Here is a 2,729-nt window from a genome sequence, read left to right on the forward strand (position 1 = left end):
AAAAGACATTCAAATGTTGCGACTAAATCGTCTCTCCGTAGTATCTATTCTTCCTGAAGAATTTGATGTTATTCTGGCGATGGGGAGTTAGATGCTGGATACTGGATGCTGGAAGCTGGATGCTGGATGCTGGATGCTGGATGCTGGATGCTGGATGCTGGAATCTAGGATCGAGGATCTAGACGCTAGGTCTTGCTGGGCAGATCGACGAGCATCTGGGCGTTGCTGGGGTAGCGTTCGAGCAGGGAGATGACGCGCTGGATGGCTTCGATGGGCTTGTGGCCGGCGAGGCCGCGACGCAGCATGTGAATCTTGTCGAGCTGGAAGGTTTGCAGCAGCAGTTCCTCACGGCGGGTGCCGGACTTGAAGATGTTCACGGCGGGAAAGACGAATTGCTCGGCGATGCGGCGGTCGAGCACGAGTTCCATGTTGCCGGTGCCTTTGAACTCCTGGAAGATGAGGTCGTCCATGCGGCTGCCGGTTTCGACGAGCGCGGTGCCGAGGATGGTGAGCGAGCCGGCGGTGCGCGTGTTGCGCGCAGCGGCGAACAGACGCCGCGGAATCTCCAATGCACCGACGCCGACACCACCGCTCATGGTGGCGCCGCTTTTGGCGGTGTTGTTGAAGGCACGGGCCATGCGGGTGATGGAATCCATGAGCATGAAGACGTGGTCACCGCACTCAACGAGGCGCTTGGCACGCTCGATGGCGAACGCGGCGATGCGCGTGTGGTTTTTCACGTCCTGGTCGTTGTTGCTGGCGAAGATTTCGGCCTGCGGCAGGATGCGTTTGAACTCGGTGACTTCTTCCGGGCGCTCATCGACGAGCAGGATCATGAGATGCGTGCCGGGATGGTTCTCGACGACGGCCTCGGCGATGTGTTGGAGGATGGTGGTCTTGCCCGCACGCGGCGGGGCGACAATCAAACCGCGCTGACCGCGACCCACGGGCGTCATCATGTCGATGACACGGGTGGTGAGGCGGTCCCTGGTGGTTTCAAGCTGGTAGCGCTTGTTGGGATTGATGGCCTTGAGTTCTTCGAACAACGGCAGATCACGCATGGCCTGCGGATTGCGCCCATTGACCTCGGTGACTTCGGTAACTTGTGCGCCACGGCCGCCTTTGCACTGCACGCCGGCGATGAGCATACCCTCACGCAGACCGTATTTGCGGATGAACTCAGGCGGGATGAAGGCATCGAGTGGATGCTGCGCGTAAGAGCGATCTTTTTGGCGCAGGAAGCCGTAGCCCTTCGGCGACATTTCGAGAATGCCATTCGCAGGTTCCGGCGGGCCGAGCGGCACTTCCTGCGGGGGCTCATGGCGCTGGCTGTGGCCGGTGTTGCTGGCAGGGTGTTCGCGTTCGCGTTCGCCGCTACCGTTCTGCTGCGGTTGATTCGGGTCGCGTTCAGTGCGCTCGCCACGATCACCGCCGCCACCTCCGCGACGTTCCGCCCGGCGCTGCTTCCAGCGCTCGAACTTCATCTTGCGGCGTTCCTTGGCCGTCATCGGGCGTGGCTGGCCGTTGTCATCGAGAGGAACGTGACGCGGGGCGCTGGGATCGTTGTTGGAAGCCTGTGGCGCGCGATTTTCGCTACGCGGTTCAACTGCGGGAGCCGATTCTGCGGCAACAGGTTCAGCGGGCTGGGTTTCGACGATTGGAGGAGCAACTTCAGCCACGGGTGTCGGCATCTCCATGACAGGGGCAGCGGCTTCAGCCACGGGTGCAGGAGTTGCTTCGACTTCGAGAGCTTCGGCGTCAGCGGTCTGCTTCTTCGTGGTTTTGCGTGCTACTTTGGTCGCAGGCTTTTTCACAGCAGCTTTTTTAGCAACGGCTTTCTTGGCCGGGGCTTTGCGCTTGGGCTTGGTTTCTTCGACCTCGGCGATGAGTTCTTCGGGCATAAATGGAAAGGAAAAGGGGGATTAGGCGAGCTGGTCGGCGATGGCGTCGTCGATTTCGAAATTGGCGTGGATGTGCTGTGAGTCGTCGTAGTCGTCGAGCAGGTCGTAGAGGCGGATCAGCGACTTGGCCGTGTCCACATCACTGATGGTGACGGTGGTCTGCGGCTGGTAGATGAGGTTCTGTGTGCGCGAAGGGAGGCCTTTTTCACGCAAGATTCCTGCCACCTGAAAAAGCTGGTCGGTGGCGGAATAGACAACCCAGTCATCGCCTTCCTCCTGAATGTCTTCGGCACCGGCTTCGAGCGCGTGCTCCATGACCTGATCTTCAGTGGCGGCGGCCTTGTCGAGGCGGATTTCGCCGCGCCGCTTGAAGAGATAAGCCACGCTGCCGGAGTCGGCGAAGGTGCCGTTGTTTTTGGAAAGGAGTACGCGGATGTCGTTGGCGGAACGGTTGCGATTGTCGGTGACGATTTCGATCATCATGGCGACGCCACCGGGCGCGTAGGCCTCATAAAGGATTTCTTCGAGCTGTGCTCCCGCGAGTTCACCGGTGCCTTTTTTGATGGCGCGGTCGATGTTGTCATTGGGGACGTTGGCCGCTTTCGCGGCGATGACGGCGCTGCGGAGGCGGGCGTTGAGGTCGGTGCTGCCGCCGCCGTGCTTCGCGGCGATGGTGATTTCCTTCGACATCTTCGAGAAGACGCCGCCGCGCTTGGCGTCGATCACAGCTTTGCTGCGCTTGATCTTTGACCACTTGTTGTGACCTGCCATGACTGCTGTACTGGGGAGTGGGGGATGGTGCCCAACCGGGAGAAATCCGCACGATGA

Annotated in this window: 2 protein-coding genes; both read right to left on the minus strand. The window is 60.3% G+C overall.

Annotated elements, in window-relative coordinates; all coding sequences use genetic code 11:
- Positions 1-185 precede the first annotated feature (185 nt).
- Positions 186-1,901, minus strand: a complete 1,716-nt coding sequence (rho, locus tag ACKVY0_RS25005) for a transcription termination factor Rho (RefSeq protein WP_409217590.1) — start codon at positions 1,899-1,901, stop codon at positions 186-188.
- A 21-nt stretch (positions 1,902-1,922) separates the two neighbouring features.
- A complete protein-coding gene (locus tag ACKVY0_RS25010) occupies positions 1,923-2,672 on the minus strand; it encodes a YebC/PmpR family DNA-binding transcriptional regulator (RefSeq protein WP_409217591.1) in 750 nt (249 codons plus the stop codon).
- Between the last annotated feature and the right edge of the window lie 57 nt (positions 2,673-2,729).

It is taken from the genome of Prosthecobacter sp. (genome assembly GCF_046154365.1).
Lineage (GTDB): Bacteria > Verrucomicrobiota > Verrucomicrobiia > Verrucomicrobiales > Verrucomicrobiaceae > Prosthecobacter.

Excerpts from the sequence above, each read along its gene's own strand:
- rho (WP_409217590.1), bottom strand. The coding sequence starts at position 1,901 with ATGCCCGAAGAACTCATCGCCGAGGTCGAAGAAACCAAGCCCAAGCGC.
- ACKVY0_RS25010 (WP_409217591.1), bottom strand. The coding sequence starts at position 2,672 with ATGGCAGGTCACAACAAGTGGTCAAAGATCAAGCGCAGCAAAGCTGTG.